A 24,532-nucleotide genomic window follows, 5' to 3' on the forward strand; every position below is an offset into this window, starting at 1 on the left:
GGGTTCTTAACCGGCGGAGAATGGGGGATTTGAACCCCCGAGGGCGTTAACCCAACACGCGTTCCAGGCGTGCGCCATAGGCCGCTAGGCGAATTCTCCAGCTGCTTCTGAATCAAAAGCAGATACTAGAGTACCTGAACTTTTCCGCTTCGCCCAATCGAGGCTCCGGCACCGGCTTCGAAGGGATTCCGGCCTCGGTACTGACCGGTTCCAAGCTTGGTATTAACCCAGAAATGGACGCCCCCAATGCGTCCATTCCACCGGAACACCGTTGAGCTGCCGGGTCCGGCTCCGTTCAGCCAGGCCCCATAGCTCACAATCTGGAGATTGCCCCAATCGGTGTACATACCCATGATCGTGGGTGGCAGTTGGATAAGCAATGGATTTGCGCTCATTTAGGGGGTCTTCCGGCACGATGGGAGGCATGACTGAGCTGCACGCCCTGGTGATATACGTCCCCGGCACTCACACGGAACAGGTCCTTGCGGCCATCGGCGACGCCGGCGCGGGCCGGATCGGTAACTACTCGCACTGTTCTTTTGTCACCTCTGGAATTGGCCGCTTTACTGCGCACGACGGTGCCGCTCCTTACCTTGGGCGGGTGGGAGCACCGGAGGAAGTGCCGGAGGACCGGATTGAGTGCGTGGTTGAATGGCACGCGCTTTCGGTAGTGGTTGCTGCCTTGCGGGCCGCGCACCCCTACGAGGAACCGGCTTTTATGAGCTGGCGGGTTGAGGGCTGGAGGCGGGCGGAGGCCGATTCGAGTCGTGCCTGAAGATCGGGTAAAGTAACTGGCGGCCCCTCATGTGGCGTCATCCTGTTGAACTCCCCCAGGACCGGAAGGTAGCAAGGGTAAATGGGCTCTGGCGGGTGCATGGGGGGTCTTTACTATTCCCCCACAGGGCGGCGAACCGTCAGCCCGGATTGGTAGGGTTTTCTCTGTGACAGTTACTACCGCCCTCTACCGCAGATACCGTCCAGACTCATTCGCTGACGTTATCGGGCAGGAACATGTCACCGAGCCGCTTATGACGGCCTTGCGGAAAAACCGGGTCAACCACGCCTACCTTTTTTCGGGTCCCAGGGGTTGCGGCAAAACCACTTCCGCCCGGATTTTGGCCCGTTGCCTGAACTGCGCCCAGGGCCCCACTGACACCCCCTGCGGCACCTGCCCCAGTTGCGTCGAGCTGGCCCGCGGCGGCTCCGGCTCCCTGGATGTTATCGAGATTGACGCTGCCAGCCACGGCGGCGTGGACGATGCCCGGGACTTGCGGGAGCGCGCCACGTACGCCCCTGTCCGTGACCGCTACAAAATCTTCATCATTGACGAAGCCCACATGGTCACCTCCGCCGGGTTCAACGCCCTGCTGAAAATCGTCGAAGAACCCCCGGAACACATCAAGTTCATTTTCGCCACCACGGAGCCGGATAAGGTCATCGGCACCATCCGCTCCCGGACGCACCATTACCCCTTCCGGCTGGTGCCGCCGGAGCCGCTGATGGCCTACCTGGAACTTCTCTGCAACCAGGAAAACGTCCCGGTTGCTCCGGGCGTGCTGTCACTGGTGATCCGCGCCGGCGGCGGCTCCGTCCGCGATTCCCTGTCAGTCCTGGACCAGCTGATGGCCGGCGCGGGCCCCAATGGACTGGATTACGAACTGGCCGTGGCGCTGCTCGGCTACACCCATGCGTCGTTGCTGGATGATGTTGTTGAGGCTGTCGCTGCGTCGGACTCCGCCACCGTTTTCCGCGCCGTGGACAGGGTGATCCAGACCGGCCATGACCCGCGGCGCTTTGTCGAGGACCTGCTGGAGCGTTTCCGCGACCTCATCATCGTCCAGGCCATGCCCGAAAGCGCCCAGACCATTCTTCGTGGCATGCCGGCGGACCAGATTGCGCGGCTGAAGAACCAGGCGCACAACCTCGGCGCCGCGGAGCTGTCCCGCGCCGCGGATGTCACCAATACGGCCCTGACCGAGATGACCGGCGCCACTTCCCCGCGGCTGCACCTGGAACTCCTTTGCGCACGGATTCTGCTCCCCAGTTCGGAGCAGAACGAGCGCGGCATGGCTGCACGGATAGACCGTGTAGAGCGGCGGCTGAACTACGCAGGGAACGACGTCGGTGCTCCCGCCCCCGCAGCCTCGGCCCCACCTGCATCAGCCGGGCACACTGCTTCCACGCAGGCAGCTCCGGAATCGGCCACGCCCGCGCGGGTGGTTGCGGAACCAGCCACACCCGAATCCGCGCAGCCGGCGCCAGCGGCCTCCCAATCCGCCTCCCGGGCATCCCGCCAGGAACCCGCTGCGGCCACTCCCGAGCCAGCACGCGGGCAATCGCCAGCCCATGCCGCAACAGCCAGCCCGGCCGAGGCGGACAGTCGTGCTCCCCTGACCGCTCCCCGGGTCAGCACCAACGACTGGCCTGTTGAGGTCTCCACCGACTCCCGCGCGGACTCCCGTCCCGGCCAGGCCCGCCCCGCCGCAGATCCCGCGGAAGACCCCACAGCAAGCCCCATGGGCGGGACGCCGGCACCTGGTACCAGCCAGGCCCCGGCTGCCCAGTCCACCCCTGCTGCTGCCCGGCCCGGACCGGCCACCGCTGCATCCGCTCCTGCCGCGGCCCCTGCGGCCATGGGCGACGTGGAAGTGCTGCGCCGGGCGTGGCCGGATGTCCTGCAGACGCTGTCCAAGATCAAGCGCAGCACCTGGGCACTCGTTGAACCCAATGCCCAGGTCAGTGCGTTCGACGGCCAGACCGTCACGCTTTCGTTCGCCACGTCCGGTCTCGCCGGCGCTTTTGGCCGGGCGGACCATTCCGAAAACCTGCGGCAGGCGATCCATAAGACTGTGGGCATCGACTGCCAGATCGACGCGGTGGCAGGCGGAAACGCCGGCCGGACGAGCTCTGAGCCAAACCCAAAAGCACCCGCTAGCCGACCTGCCCCGGCACCTACAACTAATCCGGCAAAGTCAACTGCCCCGGCCACTTCAGCCGATGTTGCCTGGGGACTGGCACCTGCTGCGCCGTCCCCGGCACCGGATGCACCCGAACCTTCCGCTACGGCCGGTTTTGCCCAAGGCCAGTCCCAGGGCGCAGCACAGGAGGCCGAATCCCCGCACGGGCGGCGCGGTGCCACGTCTTCTGCCGGGCCTCACTCAGCCGGCCCTGGTAAGCCCGCTCCCGGCAGCGGTCCTTCCCCAGCTGGGTCCGGTGTAGCGGGCGGCCCCTCCCAGGAGATGCCTGCACCCGTCGCTGACCCAGCCCAGGCCCGGCCCGAACCCGTTGCTGACCCGTCCCCCGCCCAACCGGTGGCAGCGGGCGGCGCTTCCCAAGCTCAGCCTTCGGCGGCCCCATCGCCGCCTTCTTCGGCTCAGGGGGACCCATACAGCGGGTCCGCAGGAGACTACTCCTACTCGGACGACGATTGGGGACCTCCCCGGGACGAGGACGCACCCCCGCTGGAAGAGGAACCTCCCATGGACTGGGACCCTTCCGCGCGCTCCGGCAGCCGTTCCGCTCCGGCCACCGCCGCTGGCGGCCCCTCCGGCACAGCCGGCACAGCCCAACAGGGCACACAGCCGGGCGCCCGGGCCGGCAGCCAAACCTCGGCTGCCAACACTCCAACTGCCGCTACCCCAGGCCTGGATGCTCCCGATCCATGGACCCGCGCCGTTGAGCAGGCACCTGGTGTTTGGGTTGTCGGGGAATCCAGCAACGTGGGCACGAACCTGCCTGCCGTATTGCCTGAAAAGGAAGCAGTCGCGGCCCCCTCAGCTACACACTACGAACCCGCTGCCGCCCAGGTTCCGCCTTCCATCCCTGTTACAAAGGCGGGTTCTTCCGTTGACGCCGAATGGGGTTTGGCTCCAACTGCAGCAGTTGACGCCGAATGGGGTTTGGCTCCAACTGCAGCCTCGCCTGTGAAAGCGAGTACTCGGGTGACCGTTGCGGAACCCCTCACCCCAAGTTCGATTCCTGCGGGCGCGGTTCCCTCAATCCCCGATCCTGCGGGCGTGGTTCCCTCAAGCCCCGTTCCCTCTGGTGCAGCGCCCTCGGCGCCCTCGGCCGCCGCTCCCTCAGGTTCCACTCAAGTGCCGGCGCGCGAGTACGCGATGGCTTCAGCCGCACCCGCAGCGGCGCCCGCCCGCACTGCTCCAGCGGCACCCCCTGCTACGGCCGCGCCTGCCCACAGTGCTCCTGCAGCATCGCCCGTTTCCTCCGATTCCCCTGCTGCGGCGCGCACCCGGCAAAGCCTCTACCAGCGCCTGTCCAACAGCCCGGAGGCCGAGGCGGGCCGGGCAAAGGCTCCTGCCCGCGCGGTTCCTGCAGCGGCCACCTACGTACAGGACATCCCCAGCGCTGACGATGAGACCATTGAGGAGTCCGGGGTGTTCGGCCGCGCCGCGGTGGAACGTATCCTTGGCGGGAAGCTGATCGAAGAGCGCTCCCTCGACGGAAGCACCGTTACACCCCGCTACTGATCCAACTACTGTCCACCCCTAGCTAAAGAGGAAAACGTGTACGAAGGTGCTGTCCAGGAGCTGATTGACGAGCTCGGACGCCTTCCCGGCGTGGGCCCGAAATCCGCACAGCGGCTGGCGTTCCACATCCTTGAAGCGGACCCCCAGGACATGAAGCGGCTGGTGGAGGCCATCACCTCCGTCAAGGAACGCGTCAAGTTCTGCGCCGTGTGCGGCAACGTCACTGAGCAGGAACAATGCAATATCTGCCGTGATTCCCGGCGCGATCCGGCGGTAATCTGCGTGGTGGAGGAATCGAAGGACGTCCTCGCCGTGGAACGCACCCGTTCGTTCCGGGGCAGGTACCACGTGCTGGGCGGGGCCATAAATCCGATCGCCGGGATCGGCCCGGAGCAGTTGCGGATCCGGGAACTACTCACGCGACTGAACGACGGCGCCATCCAGGAAGTCATCATTGCCACGGACCCCAACTTGGAGGGTGAAGCGACAGCCACCTATCTGGCCCGCATGTTGAAGACCATCGGGATCACCGTCACCAGGCTGGCGTCCGGGCTGCCCGTGGGCGGCGACCTCGAATACGCAGACGAGGTCACGTTGGGGCGGGCTTTCGAGGGCCGCCGCAACGCCCTGACCTGAGGATTTGGCAGACGATGCTCCCGGGAGAGGTCGCACCTCTTTTCACCGAGCGGCTTGTCCTGCGCCTGGTTGATGGTGGGGATGAGGAGGCCATTCACAAGTACAGGGGCGACCCTGCAGCCACCCAATACCTCTCCCACGATCCCCTTGACGTTGAGGCAAACAGGGAAAGGCTGGCGCAACTGCTGGCCCTGGGCAAAGCCTCCACCGGCCAATGGTTCAACTACGTTTGGGCCATTACCCTGCGGGATTCGGGCGAAGTAATTGGCGACGCGCGCACGTGGAACAGCACCGCCCTGGCCGCGTCGGGCGTGCTGGCCCCCGGAAGACATCCCGCCGGGCACGCCGCGTTGGCCTATGTGCTGCATGCCGACCACCAGCACCACGGGTACGGCCGTGAGGCTGCGGCGGCGCTGGTGCAGTGGCTCTTCACGCACTGCGGGGTCAGCACCGTCGTCGCAGCAGTCTACGAACCAAACATTCCCTCCATCCGGCTCCTGCAAAGCCTCGGGTTCCGGCGGGATCCCGCAGTCCCTACCAACCAGGAGACGGCCGGCAAGGGCTTCCCCTTGCTGATGTTCAGGCTGGACAGCCCGCAGCACTCATCCAGCTGACCCGGCACGACGCCGGGTCGCCAGCCCGCCGGCAAGGAATCCTCCTGCCAGGCACCTCTGCAGTGCAATGCCAACCGTGGCCAGCGGCAATTCCACCCACGTGCCGTCGCGTTCCTGGCTCTCCATACAGGGGCCTGGCCCAGGGCTGCTCAAGCGGCCCCCGGACCCTGAAGCGGCAGACCCTTGACTTCCTCATCCGCCGCGGCTGGGCCTGTCGTGAATAGTAACTAGGCGATACGCGTGCCCCGCGCCAGCCGGTGGGCCGGAGTCCGGAGTGAACGCCAGCCCAGCCACATCAGCAGTGCTGCCAGCATGAGTTGCAGGCCGAGACCCAGCGGCCACAGAGGTGTGGACTGCGCCAGGTACCGCGGCTTAACCTCCCCGTTGGCGCAGGGGTAGGTTCCCTCCGGGCCGGCCATGGCATACCGCGCGCCCTGGCTGATGTTTTCTATGGCACCAACGGACGTAAAACCCTGCTGGCCGGTCCGATCCGGGTACGGGATCGCGTCGGCCACCACCACGTACGGGTTCATGGCCAGCAGCCAGGCTACCCGTTCGGTGCGCATGGCACTTTGCTCCTGCAGTGGTCCGGAGCACGTGTACTCGGGCTCCGCCGGCCCATTGACGAGGGGCTCGTACGCGCGGTATTGAGCTTGGTTGGCCATGATCGTGCCTTGGGTAAGCCCCGTGCCCAGGCCAAACGCGATCAGCGTGCCGACTGCCAGCCCGGCCACTGCCAGGTAAGTGACCACGATGGAGAACAGCGGCCTCCCGGCGAGCGCTGAGATGCCAACGCCGATGGCACAGACAACACCCACCTCGAGCGCCAGCATCAGCAGGGCCACCAGCACGTGGCCGGGAGTCATTCCGCCCAGCGCCACCCCGATCACCAGGAACGGGGTGCTCGCCACCAGGAACGCGAGTGCTGCGGCCCATGCTGCGAAGAACTTGCCCCACAGGATTTGGCCGGGTTGCAGCAGCGTCACCTGAACGATAGCCAGCGTGCCGCCGGCCCGGTCACCGTTCACCGCATTGGCGGAGAGCGCCGGGGCAACGAGCAAGGCAAACAGCAGGACAAAGGCCAGGACCACCTCGAAGATCATGGACCCGGGCCCCGACTGGGACGGCTGGACGTAGGCCGGGAATTCACCTTGGGCCGTCTGCGATGCGTTCCAGCTGGCCCAGGTCAGCCAGGTCACCAGCCCTGTGAGGACAAACCAAATGGCCAGCATGATGTACCAGCCGCGGGACCGCAGCCGTTGCTTGAGCTCCAGGACCACCACGTCCCTGACACCGGGCACGTAGCCGCCGGCTCCCGTGCCGCCGACGGTGTGCTGCCGGTTTTCTGTTGTGTGGCTCATTGCCGCTCCCCCTCGAGCCTCATGTATGTCTCCTCAAGGGCCCCGGATGCCGGGGCAAAGGAGTTTACCCCGACGCCGGCCAGCACCAGGTCGCGCAGCAGCCGCTCGGCGTCGCCATCGCTTGCCAGCATCAGGCTGACAGAAGGACGCCGCCCGTCTTCATGGCGGAACGCTACGCCCAACTCCGTGAGCTTGGCGGCAAGTGAGGCAGCATCAGAGGCGGTCACTGCGTACCTGCGGCCTGCGGCGGCAGCTTCTTCGGTGGTTTGGTGCCGGACCGTACGGCCCTTGTTGACGAACACCGCGGCGTCGGCGATTTCGTCAAGTTCGCTGAGCACATGGGACGAGACCACCACGGCTTTGCCCTCCGCCGCGAGTTGCCGCAGCATGATCCGCAGCTCCACGCGGGAGCCCGGGTCCAATCCCGAGGCTGGCTCGTCGAGCAGCAGGACGGACGGGTCGTGGATCAGTGCCCGGGCCAGGCTGAGCCGCTGCTGCTGCCCGCGGGACAGCACCCGCGCCGGCTGGTCCGCCAGGTCGTCCAGCCGGACCCGTTCGAGCATCTCCGAGACCCTCTGCGCGATGCCCTGCGCCGGGAGCCGGTAAAAGCGCGCCATCTGGGTGAGGATTTCCCTGGCGGTAAGCGACTCCCACACGCCCAAGGTGTCCGGCATCCAGCCAAGCCGGCTGCGCACTTCTGCCCGGTGCCGGCGCGGATCGAGCCCGCCCACGCTGATGCTGCCCTCATCCGGCGCCAGCAGTGATGCCAGCATCAGCAGCAGGGTTGTTTTACCTGCCCCGTTCGGGCCTATCAGGGCGGTCACCTTCCCGGCGGGCGCATGGAAGTCCATGTGCTCGACAGCGTGCACCGCGCCGAAGCTGCGGCTCACCGCCCGCGCCGTGATGCCGTCGTCGGGTTCCGGCCCGTCCGCAGCCTCCGGTAATTCAGAAATCATTGCCATCTATTGCGCACCTGTCCCCCACAGTCTTTATTGCATTTTGACAGTTTGAGCGTACGCCCGGGGGGCTTCCCCGCAGGTCCTTCCACGGGCTGAGATTCGGTCACAATTCAACGCCCGGCCATGCACGGCGATAAACTGGAACCAGAAGTCGCGCCAACAGCGGCGTTAGTTTCCAGCGTCAGGGCCAACACAGCGTTACGGCTGTCTGGCCGGACTCCAATTGATCCAGTGAAGGTACGCGCATGAGTACGCCCACTACCGAAGTGCACAACGCGACGCAGCCGCAGGAGCTGCCGGCCGGCGGTGCCGTAACCCAACAGCTCATTGTGCAGAAGTTCGGCGGTTCCTCCGTAGCTGACGCAGACGGCATCAAGCGGGTCGCCAAGCGCGTAGTGGACGCCCAGGTGGCGGGCAATGAGGTGGTTGTTGTGGTCTCGGCCATGGGTGACACCACCGATGAACTCCTGGACCTCGCAGGCCAGGTAACTGATTCTGCCCCTGCCCGCGAAATGGACATGCTGCTGTCCGCCGGTGAGCGCATCTCGATGGCGCTGCTGGCCATGGCCATCAACAAATTGGGGGCCTCCGCCCAGTCCTTCACCGGTTCCCAGGCCGGCATGATCACCGACGGCATCCACGGCAAGGCCAGGATCATCGACGTCGATCCCCACCGCATCCGCACCGCCCTGGATAAGGGCAACATCGCCATCGTGGCGGGTTTCCAAGGCATGAGCCGGACCACCAACGAGATCACCACCCTGGGCCGCGGCGGTTCGGACACTACGGCCGTAGCGCTGGCAGCGGCGCTCGAAGCCGACGTCTGCGAAATCTACACGGACGTGGACGGCATCTACACGGCCGATCCGCGCGTTGTCCCCTCAGCCCAGAAGATCGACACGATCTCCAGCGAGGAAATGCTTGAACTCGCAGCCTCGGGAGCCAAGATTCTGCACCTTCGCTGCGTCGAGTACGCGCGCAGGTTCGGTGTGCCGCTGCACGTCCGCTCCTCATTCAGCCAACACGAAGGCACCTGGGTCATCCCGAGTGCTGAAGACAAGATCACCACACAAGAGGGAGTTGCCTTGGAGCAGCCAATCATCTCCGGCGTCGCACACGACCGTTCCGAAGCCAAGGTCACCGTTGTTGGCGTTCCGGACATTCCCGGCAAGGCGGCCGCAATCTTCCAGGTCATCGCCGATGCGCACTCAAACATCGACATGATCGTGCAGAACGTTTCCACGCACGGCACGGGCCGGACGGACATCTCCTTCACCCTGCCCATCGTGGAAGGTGCCGACGCCCTGGCTGCCCTTCACGCAGCGCAGGACCAGATCGGGTTCGAGACCATCGAGTACAACGAGCAGATCGGCAAGCTCTCCCTGATCGGTGCCGGCATGCGTTCCCACCCGGGCGTCTCCGCAACGTTCTTCAAAGCACTCTCGGAGGCCGGGATCAACATCAACATGATCTCCACATCGGAAATCCGCATTTCGGTTGTTACCCATGCGGATTTGCTGGATGAGGCCGTGCGGGTCATCCACCGGGCCTTCGAACTGGACAGCGAGAACGAAGCCCCTGTGTACGGCGGCACCGGCCGCTAACCCGCGCCCCCAAGTCATAAAAGAATGCACTGGCCAGGGAATCTACTTTCTGGCCAGTGCATTCTTTATATGTTTTTGGGAGTAGCCGCGGCAATGCCGTCCGGGCCTGGCCGAAGTCAAGTCTCCTTCTCTTCTTCGCGGCGTACGGCGTAGTGGTGGCCGGCTGTGTCGGTTTCCACCACAAATTGCGTGAGTTCCTCCTCCGAGGCCTGCTCAAACTCGTCATGTTTGTGCACCACGGGCAGGCTGGTGTCCAGGCGGGAGGCCGGTCCAAAGAAGAAGCGGAGCCTGTCGGTTGCGTTCATAAAGCCGCTGAGTACACGTGCCACTGTTTTCCACCCCCTTCCCGCGTTCAGGGGAAAGAAGAGCTGTTCCAAATTAGCCACTGTTCCTCGCGGAGCCAGTGCCCTTATTTTACGCCCGGGGGCCCGAAAACGCTCCGCAGTCCGGGTGTCAGCGGAGGGACTTGTCTTCCGGATTCCTGGGCACCACATAGGTGCTGCCATCAGGCCGCGTGATGGTCTCCCATTGCCGGGTTTCAGCTTCGCGCTGGGACAGGAGACGCCGGTTTTCCTCTGTCATGTCATGCATAAGGGAAGAACGGTTTGCAGGACCGAAAATGGCGCGCAGCTTGCCGGTGGCCCGCATAAACCGCTGCGAAGCGTTTTCTTTGCCTTCTGAACTGGCCTTACCCATGAACTGGCTCCTTCCAGAGACCCCTTTTCCTAGCAACAGTGTACACTAATAATTAGCGCACTAACAATTGGAGTCTCTTATGACCACTGCATCCAGCACTTTCACCGCAGCCGGCACCGCGCCCGGCGGCGGCGGGGACAGTCCGCAGGACAACGACTTGCTGCTCGAGCACCAGCTCTGCTTTGCCCTGACTGTTGCCTCCCGCAGTGTGGTGGGAGCGTACAAACCTGTGCTCGAGAAGTTGAATCTCACCCACCCGCAGTACCTGGTCATGCTGTGCCTCTGGGAGTCGAGCCCGCGCACGGTGCGGAATATCAGCGATGCCCTGGCGCAGGAGCCGGCCACCATCTCGCCGTTGCTGCGGCGCCTTGAAGTGTCCGGCCTGATTTCGCGACGGCGGGTGGACGGCAACGAGCGCGCCCTCGCCGTCGACCTCACTCCCGCAGGGGCGGCCCTTCGGCAGGAGGCGCTCAAGGTGCCCGGCACCATGATGGAACGCCTGGGCCTGACCCGAAGCCAGGTCGGCGAGCTGCACGCTGCCATGATGGGGCTCATCGCAGCCACGTCCCAGGCCCAGCAGGCTTAGCCAGCCAGCAGGACGACGGCAGTAGAATGTCATCATGACGGACAGGCCATGGCACTGGCACGATGTGCATTCCGGGGGCTTAGTGCAGCTGATGCGCCCAGACGTCCTGCCGCGCCCAACTCAGTCCAGGAACAAAACATACGTCCGCATCGCGGCGTTGTTGTTCGCTGCTGTCCTGCTGCCTGCCTGCACGCCGAACGAGGGCGGGGGAACTCCTACCGGCGATCCCTCCACAACACCAACGGCTTCCGTTTCTGCCTCTGCACCGCCGGCCACGCCGGCCCCCTCGGGCAGCCTCGACCCCGACGCCGAGTCGTCTGTGCCGGCACCGGCACCCGAGCCTGCCGCGCCGTCATCCGGCCCTGGCCAGGGCAACGCCGAACTGGCCATCACGATTAAACCCTCGGCTGGCGCACCGGAGGTCCATCACACCCTCGTCTGTGTTGATGGCGCGCCCGACGCCGAAAGCAAGCATCCCGCTGCGGATGCCGCCTGCGCTGCCCTGAAAGAAAACGCCGCGCTGCTCAGTCCCGGTCCCAAGCGGGCTGACCAGGCCTGCACCGAACAGTACGGCGGGCCCCAGGAAGCTGCCGTCACCGGTGTGGTGGATGGAGTTCCTGTTGATACTGCCTTTGCCCGCACCAATGGCTGCGAAATCAGCGCCTGGGATGCCGCGAAGGACGTCCTTGGTGCAGCCGGTGGAGCAGCTTAGGGTTCTGGCGGCGGACGAGTGGCGGGCCCGCGAGGAAGCCCATCAGCTGCGCGTCAGCCGCTACGCGGATCCCTACCTTGCCCGCCGTTCGGCAGGGCACAAGCATCCGGTGGAGGATTTCCTCTTCACCTACTACACCCAGAAACCCGGCCAGCTCCGCCGCTGGCACCCGGGCGCCGGCGTCGTTCTGGCGGGCCGGGAAGCTGCCGCCCGCGACGGGTGGAAGCACTACCGAACGCTCGACGACGGCGAACTCGCCTTCCTCGGGCTGCCGCCGGGTACCGCCGCTGCGACCATGGACCGCGACGCCTTTTTCACAGACCGCAAAGACGCCGTCGCCTTCGCCAAGATCATCTTGCGCGGGACTGCTGCCCGCCCTGCGCAGTTTGGCTGCTTCGGGCTCCATGAGTGGGCCATGGTCTACCACCAGGACCGGTTCGACCTGCGCCACGAGTACCTGCAGCTGCGCCTCGGGTCAGCAGGCACGGACAAGGTGGTGGAGAACAACCGCATCCGCTGCAGCCACTTCGACGCTTTCCGGTTCTACACCCCGGATGCCATTCCCCTCAACGAACTGGCGCCGAGCCGGGACACCCAGCGGCACCTTGAACAGCCGGGCTGCCTTCACGCCAACATGGACCTGTACAAATGGGCGTACAAGCTCCTGCCCGCCCTGCCCAGCGAGCTGGTGATGGATTGCTTTGAACTGTCCTGGCGGATCCGGGCCATGGATATGCAGGCCTCGCCCTACGATCTGGCCGAGTGGGGCTACCCAGCCATCCGCATCGAAACCCCACAGGGCAAAGCCGCCTACGTGGAACACCAGCGGTCCTTTGCATCCGAGGCGGCCGGGCTCCGTGAAAAGCTAGCCCAGGAACTGGCCGCCTTGTCGGGGAGCGGGTCCGCATGATCGACCTGACCGTCAGGCTGCGGGAAAGCCCCGAGGCCGGTGAGCACGAATTCCGCCTGGTGGCCGACGCCGGACGCCCCGCGGCTGAAAGCACGCTGCCGGACCCTGCAGCGGCACTGGCCGCGGTGGAACGGTACGGCGAGGACATCTTCTTTCCGAAGCCCGGGCCCCCGAAGCTGTGCACGCAGCAGTACGGCGGACCACAGGTTGCCGTGGTGACCGGAACATTCCACGGGCGGGCAGTTGAGGCGGTCTTTACGAGGACCGACGGCTGCGAAATCTCGCGCTGGAAAACCATGGCCCCTTTACTGGGCAATGCCGCTGGAGCCTCCGGCGCAACTTAGGGCAACGCCACCTGCCATCGAAGCAGCCAGTTTAAACAGGATCCCCGGGCGGTTCAACCCGCCCGGGGATCCTGTTGCCTAAGTGTGAAGCTGCTAGGCCGCGGGAACTGCGTCCGCGAGAGCCACCTGCGGGGCCCCTGAAGGAGCAGTAGAAGCTGCACCCACCTGGACGTTGACCCAGGTCCTGACGCCGTTCTCGCCCAAGCTAAGGCGCGAAAGGTAGGCACCTTCGGACAGGCCGGTCCAGGACAGCGTAGCCGAGGTGGCGGTGCCGTTCGGAGCCACAATCGGATTCGGTTCTACCTTGAGGTTGCCTGCATCCCCTGCGAACGTGACCGCTTGCACGGACGCGCTGGCTGCCCCCTTATCGGGCGTGGAGTAGAGGTTGGCCACTACGTAGTACGTACCCGCCCGCGGCGCCTCAAGATCCAGGAACTCACTGGCGGAAGCCGTGGCCACCTGCGTTGCCGTCAGGCCACCCGAGGCGTTCGGTGCGTAGACCACCATGTCCCAGTCGACGTCGTTCGATTGCGCCTGGATACCCAGGCGGGCGAATGACGCGCCGGCGGGCACCGTCACCCGGAGCAGGGCGTTGTGCGCATCGTTTGTCGGTGCATACTCACCGGGAGTTTTGGTGATGGCTGTCTGGCTCAAGGGCGCCAGGCCTTCCACCCCTACCTTGATGGGGTTATCCGAGCCGGAGACCAATTCCATGGCTCCGCTGCCGCTGCCCGTGGCCGAACTGAACGAGAATGACGGGGCGATCTGCGCATCAACGGGCCGGATGGCGATGGGAGAGCTCACAGTGCGCGGGCCCTTCCAGGTCAGGGTGCCGGTGCTGAACTTGCCCACCGGAGCGCTCACGTTCCTGATGGTCAGGGTGACCTCCCGGGTCTGGCCTGTCTTGGCAAAGTTCAGCGCGTTTGGCTCCACCTGGACATTGAAGCCCGGCATGTTTACTTCCGGACGGTACATCCCGGGTACCAGGGCAGTGAGCTGGCGCTTGACCTGCACTTCGCCCACCAGGCTGCCCAGTGCGACGGACGGCAGGTTCAGGTCGCGTGCGGCAATGGTGCCGGCCTGCGGAGCTCCCGTATCGACGCCCTGGCCATTGAGGAAGCCCAGCCAGTCCTTGATGCCTGAGTTGTAGACCAAGCCTGGATCCAGGACCCGGGTTGAGTCGACGTGGCCTGCGCCGCCCTGGAAGGGATCCGTGTTGGCTGAACCGTCAGCGTTCACCAGCGGGTAGGCAGTGGTCATCATGGCCGACTTGACCATGGCAGGGGTCCACTTGGGCTGCTTGCTGAGCACCAGCGCGCCGAAACCGGAGATGTGGGGTGCGGCCATGGACGTTCCGGACATAAACCCGAACTGTTCGCCTTTGTTGCCGATGGTGGAGACACCGGCGAGGACGTTCACGCCCGGCGCAGCAATGTCGGGCTTCAGCAGGTCGCCGCCCGAAGCAAGGCTCGGGCCGCGGGACGAGAAGCCGGCAATCTGCGGTGCAGGGGCAGCGGGTTCACCGGTGAGGTCCCCCTTGAGCAGGCTGACGGTCAAAGCGGGATTGGCTTCCAGCTTGGACTTCAGTTCCAGGCTCTTAGGGGCATTAACGTGCACTGTGGGGAGCACGTGATTGTCCGCGTCTTCGGAGCTGCTGGTGACGTTCACCAGGATCATTCCGACGCCGCCCTTGTCCTGGACTTCCTGGCTCTTGGCCGTCCTGTCCACAACGCCGCGGTCGCAGACCACCACCTTGCCGGCCACCTTCGCAGCATCGAGGGAACCGGGACCGCAGAGGTTCGGGTTGGCAGCACCTGCTGCTGCTGCAGCCGCGGCGACGACAACCGGCTTGTCCGCCACTTCAGACTTCATGATCGAAGCTCCGCGGTACAGGGAACCATCGGAAACCCTCACGGTGCCGAGCAATTCGCTCGGGAAGGTGGATGCGGCAACCGTGGTCAGCCACGGCGCGGCGTGGTTGACCGTGGAGACAGTGGGACCGGAGTTGCCGGCGGAAGCAGAAACAAACACACCGGCCGCGGCAGCATTAAGGAAGGCCAGCGCCACGGGATCGGTGGTGCTGTTGTTGTTGCCCGAAATCGAGTAGTTCAGGACATCCACGCCGTCCTTGATGGCGGCTTCCACAGCCTCGACCGATGCGGACGAGTAGCAGCCGCCGGACTCAGGGTTGGTGTCCTCCCAGCAGACCTTGTAGACAGAGACCTTCGCGGCGGGAGCAACGCCGGAGCTCTTGCCGAAGCCGGAGCCGTCGATCACCTGTTCAACGTTCGCGTTGCCCGCAGCGGTAGTGGCTGTGTGGGTGCCGTGGCTTCCGACGTCGACCGGTGAAATAAGCTCTTGCGGCGCCCGGTTTTCAGGGGCTACGAACTGCAGGAAAGAATCGGCAAAGTACCTGGCGCCAATGACCTTCGAGTTGCACAGGGAACCATCGAATGCGGCGCCAGTCCCCTGCCCCTTTTGGCATTCGCCTATGAAGGTAGTGCCGTCGGCCTTAAGCATGGCGATCCGGCCCTCGGCGGTGCGGTACGGCACGCCAACCTGCGCGGGGCCGGTCAGCGGCTGGACGGGCTCGCCCCGCAGGAACGGGTTGTCCGGGGCATAGCCCGAGTCGATGACCCCTACCACGACCCCTTTGCCGGCGTTGGCTTCGCCGCCGAATTGCTTGGCCCAGACACCGTCGGGGCCGGTCAGCTTGAGGAAGTCAGTGGTGGTGTAATCCGGGGCGTTCTCGGTGTCCGGCGCGACCACCAGGACACGGTCGTCCCTGGACAGCTCCATCGCCTGCGCCGCTGTCAGCTCGGCACTGAAACCGTTGAGGGCAGCGGTGAACTGTTTTCCGGGGGTAACACCCTGGCTGGCAGCTACCTCGCCTTGCTGCTTCCGGAGATGCGCGTCGTAGGCCTTGTAGTTGGGGCTTCCGGCATCGAGCTTCCGGCCGTTCTGCGGCTTGGTTGCGCCAAGCCCCGGGGTTTCGCCTTCGTAACCCGCAGCCGCCGCACCCGCCAGGACAACGATGTAACGGCCGTCCTTGAAGTCAGCAGGGGCGGTGTTGTTGGCAGCTACTGCCAGATCCCGTCCGGCCGGCGCCGCGGTAGCGGGACCCATGGCCATCGAGGTGAGGAGAAGGGGTAAACCAACGGCCAGCGCCGCGGCCTTCCGGAATCCCCCGGCCCGCATGGGCCTCTTTCCAGTTGTTATCACGCGCAACCCTTTCACGATGTACCGGCCCAACCAGATTGGGGGCCAGAAACTATTGGCATGGAACGCGAAATTACAGGTTTTGTCATTCCGTGAGACGAGCCGATTCATAGAGTACAGACTGATAGCTGAATATGACATAGGGCACATTCGTGAATTAATCGCCAGTCATACGCTGCCCCCGTCAGGGCAGGATGGCATGGAAAAGGGCGCCACGCAGGGCGCCCTTGCAACCTCAAACCCGGTGCGCTCCTGCGCTGCTACCGGGGTGTGCGTACCACGTCGCTGATCCACTGCCTGGTCTTTTCATCCAGGGGTCCCGCCACCCGGTTCTCCCGTGCAAACCGGTCGGCTTTGATCTTCTGGAGCACCATTCGTCCCAGCCCTGCGAACACTGCGGCGGCGACCATGGGCAAGAGTACGGATTTCGGTTTCTCAGCCATTCAGCAATACTAGTGACACCGTCGGCTCAACTCCATAACCCAGCTGGGAACCGCCTCAGACCCAGCCGTGAAAGCCAGGCCGCCGGCAGCATAATATGGCCGGAATCCGCCGAATACAGGGTGGGGCTGTCCGGCCGGTAGAATGGACTAGCAAGCTCGCGGAGCGCCCGTCCACAAGGTTTACAAAGCGTGTCCCCCAACACCTTCGGTACGGCGTGAGACGGCACCACTCCGCTGCGCCCTTACCCAAGCTCACGCACAGGAGTTACCGGATGCCCCGGATCGTTGTTGACGTTATGCCCAAGCCCGAGATTCTGGACCCGCAGGGGAAGGCTATCGTCGGCGCTCTCCCCCGGCTGGGCTTCACCAGCTTCAGCTCTGTCCGTCAGGGCAAGCGTTTCGAACTGACCGTCGACGGCGAGGTGACCGAGGACATCCTGGCCCAGGCGCGCGACGCCGCAGAGACCCTGCTGTCCAACCCAGTGATCGAGGACGTCGTCAACGTCGAGGTCGTTGAGGCCTGATATGACTGAACTTCCCCTGATCGGCGAGTCCATCGCCGTCGCCGTCGAACCGCGCCTCGCGGGTGCCCGGATCGGCGTCGTCACGTTCCCCGGCACCCTCGACGACCGCGACGCCGCCCGTGCGGTCCGGCTCGCCGGCGGCACCGCCGTCGAGCTCTGGCATGCCGACACCGAGCTCGGTGACGTGGACGCCGTCGTGATTCCCGGCGGTTTCTCCTACGGCGACTACCTCCGCGCCGGCGCCATCGCGCGTTTCGCACCGCTGATGTCCAGGATCATCGACGCCGCCAACAGCGACGCCAAGCTTCCCGTGCTGGGCATCTGCAACGGCTTCCAGATCCTCACCGAGTCGCACCTGCTGCCCGGTTCGATGATCAAGAACGACCACCTGAAGTTCATGTGCCGTGACCAGGTCCTGCGCGTCGAGAACAGCAACACCGCGTGGACGCTGGACTACCAGGCAGGCCAGGAAATCACTGTGCCGCTGAAGAACCAGGACGGCCAGTACCTCGCGGACGACAAGACCCTGGACGCGCTCGAGGCTGAGGGCCGTGTGGTGTTCCGCTACGTGGGCTTCAACCCGAACGGCTCACGCCGTGACATTGCCGGCATCTCCAACGCGGCTGGCAACGTGGTGGGCCTTATGCCGCACCCCGAACACGCCGTTGAGGCCGGATTCGGCCCAGAGTCGCTTGACGGCGTCGGCGGGTCCGACACCGACGGGCTGGGCTTCTTCACCTCCGTTTTGACCAAGATTGTGGGAGGCGACAAGTGAGCATCGAAACCACCAAGAAGTTCAACATCGACACTGTCGAGAACGCCGTGAAGACACCGGATACTGAACTGCCCTGGGCCGAACTGGGCCTGAAGCGCAACGAATTCGACGAGATCGTCAAGGTCCTGGGCCGCCGCCCCACGGGTGCCGAGCTCGCCATGTACTCCGTGATGTGGAGCGAGCACTGCTCCTACAAGTCCTCCAAGAACCACCTGCGCCAGTTCGGCGAAAAGGTGACGCCGGAGATGAAGAAGGACATGCTGGTGGGCATAGGCGAGAACGCCGGCGTGACCAACCTGGGGGACGGCTGGGCCGTGACCTTCAAGATCGAGTCGCATAACTCGCCGTCGTTCGTTGAGCCTTACCAGGGCGCCGCAACCGGCATCGGCGGCATTGTCCGCGACATCATCTCCATGGGCGCCCGCCCCGTTGCCGTGATGGATCCGCTGCGCTTCGGCGCCATCGACCACCCGGACACAGCACGAGTTATGCACGGTGCCGTTGCCGGCATCGGTGGCTACGGCAACTCCCTGGGCCTGCCGAACATCGGCGGCGAAATGGTGTTCGACTCCGTGTACCAGGGCAATCCGCTGGTCAACGCCCTGGCCGTGGGCGTCATGCGCCACGAGGACATTCGCCTGGCCAACGCCTCCGGCAAGGGTAACAAAGTGGTCCTCTTCGGTGCCCGCACCGGCGGCGACGGCATCGGCGGCGCCTCCGTGCTGGCTTCCGAGTCCTTCGACGACACCAAGCCTTCGAAGCGTCCGGCCGTCCAGGTGGGCGACCCGTTCGCCGAGAAGGTCCTGATCGAGTGCTGCCTGGAACTGTTCAAGGGCTCACTGGTTGAAGGCATCCAGGACCTCGGCGCCGCAGGCATCTCCTGTGCCACCTCAGAACTGGCTTCCAACGGGGACGGCGGCATGGCGGTTGAGCTGACCTCCGTGCTGCTGCGCGACCCCACGCTGACCCCGGGCGAAATTTTGATGTCCGAGTCGCAGGAACGCATGATGGCCGTGGTCACCCCCGAGAACGTGGAAGCGTTCGAGGCGGTCATGGACAAGTGGGCAGTCGAGTATGCCTGGCTGGGCGAGGTGACGGACAGCGGCCGCCTCATCATCACCTGGGAAGGCGAGGTGATTGTCGACGTCGATCCCCGCACCGTAGCGCACGACGGCCCGGTCTACGACCGCCCGTTCGCCCGTCCCGAGTGGCAGGACGCCGTGCAGGCAGACTCCTTCACTGGCTCCGTACAGGACGCAGGCCGTCCGTCCGCTCCGGCCGAACTGGCCAAGGCCGTCACCGAACTGGTGGCCTCGCCGAATATGTGCTCCAAGTCCTGGATCACCAATCAGTACGACCGGTACGTAGGCGGCAACACCTCCATGGCATTCCCCGATGACGCCGGTGTGGTCCGCGTGGACGAGGAAAGCGGCCTGGGCGTGGCCCTGGCCACCGACGCCAACGGCCGCTACACCTACCTCGATCCGTACCACGGCGCCCAGCTGGCGCTGGCCGAGGCCTACCGGAACGTTGCCACCTCCGGCGCCGTCCCCATGGCCGTCAGCGACTGCCTGAACTTCGGCTCCCCCGAGGACCCGGACGTTATGTGGCAGCTCGCCGAAGCAATCCGCGGCCTGTCCGACGCCTGCATGGTGCTGGGCATCCCCGTCACCGGCGGCAACGTCTCCCTCTACAACCAGACCGGCACCACGCCGATCCACCCCTCCCCTGTGGTGGCAGTACTGGGCAAGCTCGACGACGTCGCCCGGCGCACGCCGTCGGGCTGGCGCGAGGACGGGCAGGCAATCTACCTGCTGGGCACCACGGCTGCCGAGCTGGACGGTTCCGAATGGGCCAACATGCGCGGCCACCTGGGCGGGCAGCCTCCGAAGGTTGACCTCGGCGCCGAGCGTGCGCTGGGTGAGATCCTGATCAACGCCTCGCGCGACGGCATGATCGACTCCGCACACGACCTCTCCGAGGGCGGCCTCGCAGCTGCCCTGGTGGAGTCCTCGCTGCGTTACGGCGTAGGTGCCCGCATCGCCCTGCAGGACGTTCTGGACCGGGACGGCGTGGACCTGTTCACGGCGCTCTTCTCCGAGTCCCAGGGCCGTGCCGTTGTGGGCGTCCCCCGCTCGGAGGAAGTCCGCTTCACGGACATGTGCACCGCCCGCGGCTTCGCCCACACCCGGATCGGCGTGGTGGACGCTGCCAGCGGCACCCTGGAAATCAACGATGTGGCGGGCCTGTCCCTGGACGCCCTCCGCGAAGCCCACGAGGCCACGCTGCCGAAGTACTTCGGCTAGCCTTTTCCATCGATTGCTCCGTAACTGCCCTTTTGAACCTTCAGAACGGCAGTTACGGAGCAATCGTTCGTTAACCCCGCAACCGCCACCCTGCCTGGATGAGGGCAGTACGAATCTTGGCAACCGCCGGTTTGGCATCGTTGAGCATGTGCCTTTTAGAGATCCGGACTTCCGTCCAACCCAAGGCCTCGTACCGCTCTGAGCGGGCGATGTCCCGGACGATTTGCCCTTCTTCGCCGTGGTGCTCTCCCTCGTATTCGATCCCGATCCGGTATTTGCGGTAGCTCAGGTCCGGCTCATGATGCCGTCTGCCTGCGTCGTCAATGATGGGCACATTCAGCTCGGGTTCGGGCAGGCTGGCCCGCCCCATAGCCAACCGGAGTAGCGTCTCCTGCGGGGAATCGGACCCGACCCTGATGAGCTGTATAGCTTCTTTTGCCTTACGGATACCGCGTTTGCCCTTGTGCCGGTCGATCATCCGCTGAAGGTCTTCGATGGAGCAAAGCGGCAGGGCCCGGCCCTCAAGCTCCGGCCTCGGCACGCGGACGCAACTGTCCCCGGCCACCACAAGGGCATCCAGGCTGAGAACTTCAGCAAGATCCAGCCAGGTCCGCTCGGGCGTGGTGACGGGAATACCCTCATGCACCGTGACTTCGTCGTCGTAGAGCTTCATTCGGTGGACGATAACATGCGGCCTGTTGAGATGGGCCGCGCCCTCGGGCCTGATGATGTGAAACATCTCCGGAGTCTCCTTCTCCTGACGTCGCGGCAGGACCAGGAGCTCAGCCGCGGTGAGGTGCGACGCGGCGCATCGCTCGTTGACCTCGATGAAAGGCCGCACCCTGACACTCAACGGGAGCTCCGCCGTCGGACATCCCGATCTGATCCCCTTTCCCAGGCTGGCCAAAGCTGGGTGCCGCAATTGTTTGGGTGACACCCCGGCGCGGGCCGCTTCCACAGTGGTGAACGGGCGGTCAAGGAAGTCACTCGGCAGCGGGCGTGCGGTTTTCATGGGTTCATCTCAGCAGAACCCGGGCGAAGGGGGGAGAAGTTATCCACACCCCTCATCCATTGCTCCGTAGGCGCCCTTTTGGGACCTCATAACGGCGCATATGGAGCAGTCGATTGGTCTAGTCCTCGCTGTGGTGGTCCCGCTGCCGTGCGCTCAGCAGCTCGATTTCGGGCCTTCCGGCCACAAGGCGTTCGACGGCGTCGAGCACCTCCACGAGGTGCGCCCGGTCCGCTGCCACCAGGCCGGCGCCCACCTGCGAGCGCCGGTACTGGTCGTGATAGCCCACCTCAGCGACGGAGACGTCGTAGCGGCGCTTGATCTCCGCGAGCAGGGGCCTGATGACGGCGCGTTTCTCCTTCAGGCTTTGGACGTCGCCCAGGAGGATGTCGAATTCGATCCAGCCGATCCACATGCCTTCATGCTATCCATTGCTCCGTAATCGCCGTTCTGGAGTCTCACAAGGGCAGTTACGGAGCAACCGATGGGGTTCTAGATGGTGAGCTCACCCATCCGGTCCCAGGCGTCGCCGTCGAGCTGGCGGCTGATGATCCGGGGAGTCTCGGCGAGGGCCTGGGGCATGTCCGCCATGGCCTGCTTGAAGTGTGCGCTGTTGACGTGCTCGCCTGCGGCGTCGTCCTTGAACGCTTCCACCAGGACGTATTCGTTCGGGTCCTCCACGCTCCGGGACCAGTCGAACCACAGGTTGCCCGGCTCCTGCCGGGTGGCCTGGGTGAAGCCGGCCACCAGTCCGGGCCAACGCTCTGACCATTCGGGCTTGACCTTGAACTTAACGACGATAAAGATCACGGGGATTGTCCTTCCGCGGCGAGTTGGCGTGCCCCTTCAATGTACCGGGAAGTAACGTGACGCTGCGCTGCCCGGGTGACCACACTGCCGGCTGCGTAAAACCAGCTGCCCGGTTTGCTGAATGCCCGGATTCGAAGGAGGACCTCGGCATCTCCGTTGATTACCACCTCGAAGGATTCTTCGCCCCGGGCCGGATGCCCGGGCAGCGCTCCGTACCCGAATCCGGCCGATTGGGGCATGCCCACCGGCAGGGGTTCGCGGACCCACACCACCTCGCAGGGCGCGTCCAGTCGAAAGGGCCCGACGCCGAAGCCGCTCACCACCCGGGCTCGGGGCACCACACGCGGCGAATCAGTGCGGACGCGGAGGCCTGCCCGCCGCTGCAACTCCCATGACAGGATCCCGGCAGCCACCTGCTGGTAAGCGCTCATGCCGCTGCCAAGGTGAACCTCCTCAAGCACAGTCGCGTAGCCCTCCGGCGCCGCACCATGCTCCGTGCCCCCGATGCCGGGGTAGCTCAGTCCGCCGCGCCAGTTCAAATCGCCGCCTGTCTTGCGCTTGATCCTCACAGATTTTCGCCCCTGGTCCCTGCCAGGCGTGCCCACCCGAGCTGTTCCTGCTGCTTCCTGCTGAGGCCTGCCACCACCAGGTCATAGGAGTCCTCCACCATATCCCTGACTATGTCGTCCGGCAGTCCGCCGTCCAAGCGGACGCCGTTCCAATGCGTTTTGTTCATATGCCACGCCCCGCTGATCTCCGGGTGCGCTGCCCGGAGCTGAACAGCCAGGTTCGGCTCGCACTTGAGGTTCACGTAAAAGTCCTGGGCGTCCATCGAGGACAAGGCAAAGAGCTTGGCCTCATGCCGCGCACCGCCGGCAACATCTGCACGGACCTTGAATACGGCTGTCTCCGGCCCGAACGGGTAGTCCTCGTACGCGCCGGGAAACGAGAGGCAGATTTTCCTCAGTGCAGCAGGGTCCATGCAGGAAGCCTATAAAGCCGGCTCCTCCGGTGCTAGTCTGCGAGGATGTCACACGATCAGGGGGCCATACCTGTTCTGGACCTGGGCAGAGCACGGCAGGCCAACGGCTCATTCAGCCCGGACTTCATTGAGCAGCTTCGGTACGCCACCCACAATGTGGGCTTTTTCCAGATCACCGGGTATGGCGCCGCGCCAGGCCAAGCCGAGAACTTGCTGGACGCGATTCGGCGGTTCTTTGCCTTGCCGCTCGAGGAGAGGATGAAACTGGACAACAGGCTTTCACCCCATTTCCGCGGCTACACCCGGATGGGCACTGAGGTGACTCAGGGGCGGGCGGATGCCCGCGAGCAGATCGACTACTCCCCCGAACGGGAGCCGGTAACGGATTATCCGTCTGACCAGCCATACTGGCTGCTTCAGGGCCCGAACCTCTGGCCCCAGGACTCCTTCCCGGAGCTGAAGCCGGCGGCCATGGATTGGGCGACATTGATGTCAGCGGTGGGAATGGAGCTGCTCCGGGCCATCGCCGTCTCTTTGAAGCTGCCGGAGGACTATTTCGACGAGCCGTTCCAGGGTTCCCCGGCATGGATGGGCAAGTTGGTGCACTACGTGGGCGGAGTAGTGGCGGCCGCAGGTGACCAGGGCGTCGGCTCGCACGCCGACTACGGCTTTGTCACGCTCCTGCTGCAGGACGATGTAGGCGGGCTGGAAGTCCTGCCGCCCGGGGCCACCGAGTGGGCGCCTGTGGAGCCTATCCCGGGAGCCCTGGTGGTGAACCTGGGCGAAATGCTGGAGGTAGCCACGGAAGGTTATCTGGTGGCCACCATCCACCGGGTGCAGGCGCCGCCCCCTGGTGTGGACAGGTACTCCGTCCCGTTTTTCTGGTCTCCCCGGCTTGATGCCGTGATCGACCCCGTCCCCCTGCCGCCCGAATTGAAGGCCGAAGCGCGGGGCATTTCCGACGACCCCGCCAACCCGCTCCTGGCCTCGTTCGGGATGAATATGCTCAAGGGCAGGATGCGCGCCCACCCCGACGTCACGGAGCGGCATTATCCGGAGCTTCTACAGCGCTGATGCGCCGAGCGTGTCCGAGGTTGTATTTCCAGGCCTGCTGGGCGGGGCAGGTGTCCATCACGACGTCCAGCCCGGCGGCCTTGGCCCGCTCGGCTGCATCCTTGTCGATAACCCCCAGCTGAAGCCACACCGCTTTCGCCCCTACCGCGATCGCCTGGTCCACCACATCCCCCACTTTCTGGGAGTTCACAAAGCAGTCAACGACGTCGATGGGATGCTTCTCAGCGGGAATGTCGCCCAGGCTCCGGTAGCCGGCTTCCCCATGCACCGGCTCACCCGGAAGATTGACAGGGATGATCTCCATCCCCAGGCGGTCGCGGACGAAAAGCGAGGTATCGTAGGCTGCCCGCCATTCATTGGTGGTGAGGCCAACGATGGCCCACCGACCTTTGGTCCGCATCAGGCGTTCGACGACGGCAGGATCATTTTTGTGCCCCATGCGCCTAGCCTAGCTGGCCGGGAAGGGAGGCCGGGTCAACGGACG

General features: G+C 64.9%; 25 protein-coding genes, 1 tRNA gene and 1 other RNA gene. 14 read left to right on the top strand and 13 right to left on the bottom strand.

Going from position 1 to position 24,532, the window contains the following annotated elements; all coding sequences use genetic code 11:
* Window positions 1–14: 14 nt before the first annotated feature.
* Window positions 15–99, bottom strand: a tRNA-Ser gene (locus tag CXQ88_RS05760).
* A 325-nt stretch (window positions 100–424) separates the two neighbouring features.
* Between CXQ88_RS05760 and CXQ88_RS05765 the strand changes: the two genes are divergently transcribed.
* The 5 genes from CXQ88_RS05765 (at window position 425) to CXQ88_RS05785 (ending at window position 5,734) form a co-directional block, all read left to right on the top strand.
* A complete protein-coding gene (locus tag CXQ88_RS05765; RefSeq protein ID WP_104043388.1) occupies window positions 425–775 on the top strand; it encodes a hypothetical protein in 351 nt (116 codons plus the stop codon).
* An 18-nt stretch (window positions 776–793) separates the two neighbouring features.
* Window positions 794–890, top strand: an RNA gene (gene ffs / locus CXQ88_RS05770) — signal recognition particle sRNA small type.
* 51 nt (window positions 891–941) lie between these two features.
* Window positions 942–4,484, top strand: coding sequence for a DNA polymerase III subunit gamma and tau (locus tag CXQ88_RS05775; protein ID WP_104043206.1), 3,543 nt, complete (start codon window positions 942–944; stop codon window positions 4,482–4,484).
* A 36-nt stretch (window positions 4,485–4,520) separates the two neighbouring features.
* Complete coding sequence (gene recR, locus CXQ88_RS05780; RefSeq protein WP_104043207.1) at window positions 4,521–5,120, top strand: recombination mediator RecR; 600 nt, start codon at window positions 4,521–4,523, stop codon at window positions 5,118–5,120.
* A 14-nt stretch (window positions 5,121–5,134) separates the two neighbouring features.
* Window positions 5,135–5,734, top strand: coding sequence for a GNAT family N-acetyltransferase (locus CXQ88_RS05785; RefSeq protein ID WP_104043208.1), 600 nt, complete (start codon window positions 5,135–5,137; stop codon window positions 5,732–5,734).
* A 227-nt stretch (window positions 5,735–5,961) separates the two neighbouring features.
* On the opposite strand, the gene CXQ88_RS05790 is transcribed toward CXQ88_RS05785, so the two are convergent.
* A complete protein-coding gene (locus CXQ88_RS05790) occupies window positions 5,962–7,095 on the bottom strand; it encodes an ABC transporter permease (protein WP_104043209.1) in 1,134 nt (377 codons plus the stop codon).
* The gene (locus tag CXQ88_RS05795) at window positions 7,092–8,057 is read right to left on the bottom strand and encodes an ABC transporter ATP-binding protein (protein ID WP_306736397.1); all 966 of its coding nucleotides are present in this window, start codon (window positions 8,055–8,057) and stop codon (window positions 7,092–7,094) included. Before CXQ88_RS05795 ends, CXQ88_RS05790 begins: the two co-directional genes overlap by 4 nt.
* Window positions 8,058–8,299: 242 nt before the next feature.
* Between CXQ88_RS05795 and CXQ88_RS05800 the strand changes: the two genes are divergently transcribed.
* Entirely contained in the window at window positions 8,300–9,658 is a 1,359-nt protein-coding gene (locus tag CXQ88_RS05800; RefSeq protein ID WP_104043210.1) for an aspartate kinase, read from the top strand.
* A gap of 116 nt (window positions 9,659–9,774) precedes the next feature.
* On the opposite strand, the gene CXQ88_RS05805 is transcribed toward CXQ88_RS05800, so the two are convergent.
* Together CXQ88_RS05805 and CXQ88_RS05810 are read right to left on the bottom strand one after the other, a co-directional pair.
* A complete protein-coding gene (locus CXQ88_RS05805; protein ID WP_104043390.1) occupies window positions 9,775–9,987 on the bottom strand; it encodes a hypothetical protein in 213 nt (70 codons plus the stop codon).
* A 124-nt stretch (window positions 9,988–10,111) separates the two neighbouring features.
* Window positions 10,112–10,354, bottom strand: a complete 243-nt coding sequence (locus tag CXQ88_RS05810) for a hypothetical protein (protein ID WP_104043211.1) — start codon at window positions 10,352–10,354, stop codon at window positions 10,112–10,114.
* A 79-nt stretch (window positions 10,355–10,433) separates the two neighbouring features.
* On the opposite strand from CXQ88_RS05810, the gene CXQ88_RS05815 reads away from it, so the two are divergent.
* The 4 genes from CXQ88_RS05815 to CXQ88_RS05830 are packed head-to-tail and all read left to right on the top strand — an operon-like array spanning window position 10,434 to window position 12,906.
* Window positions 10,434–10,940 (top strand): MarR family winged helix-turn-helix transcriptional regulator, encoded by a 507-nt coding sequence (locus CXQ88_RS05815; RefSeq protein WP_104043212.1) that lies wholly within the window; start codon window positions 10,434–10,436, stop codon window positions 10,938–10,940.
* A gap of 34 nt (window positions 10,941–10,974) precedes the next feature.
* The gene (locus tag CXQ88_RS05820) at window positions 10,975–11,652 is read left to right on the top strand and encodes an SSI family serine proteinase inhibitor (protein ID WP_306736401.1); all 678 of its coding nucleotides are present in this window, start codon (window positions 10,975–10,977) and stop codon (window positions 11,650–11,652) included.
* The gene (locus CXQ88_RS05825; protein ID WP_104043213.1) at window positions 11,585–12,562 is read left to right on the top strand and encodes a 3-methyladenine DNA glycosylase; all 978 of its coding nucleotides are present in this window, start codon (window positions 11,585–11,587) and stop codon (window positions 12,560–12,562) included. The genes CXQ88_RS05820 and CXQ88_RS05825 overlap by 68 nt, the downstream gene beginning before the upstream one ends.
* On the top strand, window positions 12,559–12,906 hold the full coding sequence (locus CXQ88_RS05830; protein WP_104043214.1) for a serine protease inhibitor: 348 nt from the start codon (window positions 12,559–12,561) through the stop codon (window positions 12,904–12,906). Before CXQ88_RS05825 ends, CXQ88_RS05830 begins: the two co-directional genes overlap by 4 nt.
* A 93-nt stretch (window positions 12,907–12,999) precedes the next feature.
* Here CXQ88_RS05830 and CXQ88_RS05835 read toward each other — a convergent pair whose 3' ends face one another.
* Window positions 13,000–16,104 (bottom strand): S8 family serine peptidase, encoded by a 3,105-nt coding sequence (locus CXQ88_RS05835; protein WP_104043215.1) that lies wholly within the window; start codon window positions 16,102–16,104, stop codon window positions 13,000–13,002.
* Between the two features lie 281 nt (window positions 16,105–16,385).
* A complete protein-coding gene (locus CXQ88_RS05840) occupies window positions 16,386–16,568 on the bottom strand; it encodes a hypothetical protein (protein WP_104043216.1) in 183 nt (60 codons plus the stop codon).
* Window positions 16,569–16,840: 272 nt separating this feature from the next.
* Between CXQ88_RS05840 and purS the strand changes: the two genes are divergently transcribed.
* Genes purS through purL form a run of 3 tightly spaced genes read left to right on the top strand, consistent with a single transcriptional unit; the run spans window position 16,841 to window position 20,173 of the window.
* Window positions 16,841–17,092 carry a phosphoribosylformylglycinamidine synthase subunit PurS gene (purS, locus tag CXQ88_RS05845; protein WP_003798434.1) on the top strand — a complete coding sequence of 84 codons (252 nt, stop codon included), beginning with the start codon at window positions 16,841–16,843 and terminating at the stop codon, window positions 17,090–17,092.
* Between the two features lies 1 nt (window position 17,093).
* Window positions 17,094–17,867 (top strand): phosphoribosylformylglycinamidine synthase subunit PurQ, encoded by a 774-nt coding sequence (purQ, locus tag CXQ88_RS05850; RefSeq protein ID WP_104043217.1) that lies wholly within the window; start codon window positions 17,094–17,096, stop codon window positions 17,865–17,867.
* Entirely contained in the window at window positions 17,864–20,173 is a 2,310-nt protein-coding gene (gene purL, locus CXQ88_RS05855) for a phosphoribosylformylglycinamidine synthase subunit PurL (RefSeq protein ID WP_104043218.1), read from the top strand. Before purQ ends, purL begins: the two co-directional genes overlap by 4 nt.
* A gap of 70 nt (window positions 20,174–20,243) precedes the next feature.
* Here the strand turns inward: purL and CXQ88_RS05860 are convergent, their stop codons facing one another.
* The 5 genes from CXQ88_RS05860 to CXQ88_RS05880 all read right to left on the bottom strand — a co-directional run bounded on the left by CXQ88_RS05860 (window position 20,244) and on the right by CXQ88_RS05880 (window position 22,974).
* Complete coding sequence (locus CXQ88_RS05860; RefSeq protein ID WP_258061703.1) at window positions 20,244–21,185, bottom strand: hypothetical protein; 942 nt, start codon at window positions 21,183–21,185, stop codon at window positions 20,244–20,246.
* A 118-nt stretch (window positions 21,186–21,303) separates the two neighbouring features.
* The gene (locus CXQ88_RS05865) at window positions 21,304–21,597 is read right to left on the bottom strand and encodes a DUF503 domain-containing protein (RefSeq protein WP_104043219.1); all 294 of its coding nucleotides are present in this window, start codon (window positions 21,595–21,597) and stop codon (window positions 21,304–21,306) included.
* Window positions 21,598–21,674: 77 nt separating this feature from the next.
* Window positions 21,675–21,992, bottom strand: coding sequence for a putative quinol monooxygenase (locus tag CXQ88_RS05870; protein ID WP_104043220.1), 318 nt, complete (start codon window positions 21,990–21,992; stop codon window positions 21,675–21,677).
* Window positions 21,989–22,555: a DUF1990 family protein gene (locus tag CXQ88_RS05875; RefSeq protein ID WP_373637715.1), complete on the bottom strand. Its 567-nt coding sequence runs from the start codon at window positions 22,553–22,555 to the stop codon at window positions 21,989–21,991. Before CXQ88_RS05875 ends, CXQ88_RS05870 begins: the two co-directional genes overlap by 4 nt.
* Before the next feature lie 2 nt (window positions 22,556–22,557).
* Window positions 22,558–22,974 (bottom strand): MmcQ/YjbR family DNA-binding protein, encoded by a 417-nt coding sequence (locus CXQ88_RS05880; protein WP_104043221.1) that lies wholly within the window; start codon window positions 22,972–22,974, stop codon window positions 22,558–22,560.
* Window positions 22,975–23,019: 45 nt separating this feature from the next.
* On the opposite strand from CXQ88_RS05880, the gene CXQ88_RS05885 reads away from it, so the two are divergent.
* Window positions 23,020–24,048, top strand: coding sequence for an isopenicillin N synthase family dioxygenase (locus CXQ88_RS05885; protein ID WP_104043222.1), 1,029 nt, complete (start codon window positions 23,020–23,022; stop codon window positions 24,046–24,048).
* Here CXQ88_RS05885 and CXQ88_RS05890 read toward each other — a convergent pair.
* Window positions 24,011–24,487 (bottom strand): CoA-binding protein, encoded by a 477-nt coding sequence (locus CXQ88_RS05890; protein WP_104043223.1) that lies wholly within the window; start codon window positions 24,485–24,487, stop codon window positions 24,011–24,013. The two genes, CXQ88_RS05885 and CXQ88_RS05890, sit on opposite strands and share 38 nt — an antisense overlap.
* Window positions 24,488–24,532: the final 45 nt, after the last annotated feature.

The organism is Arthrobacter sp. ZGTC412 (genome assembly GCF_002929215.1).
Taxonomy (GTDB): domain Bacteria; phylum Actinomycetota; class Actinomycetes; order Actinomycetales; family Micrococcaceae; genus Arthrobacter.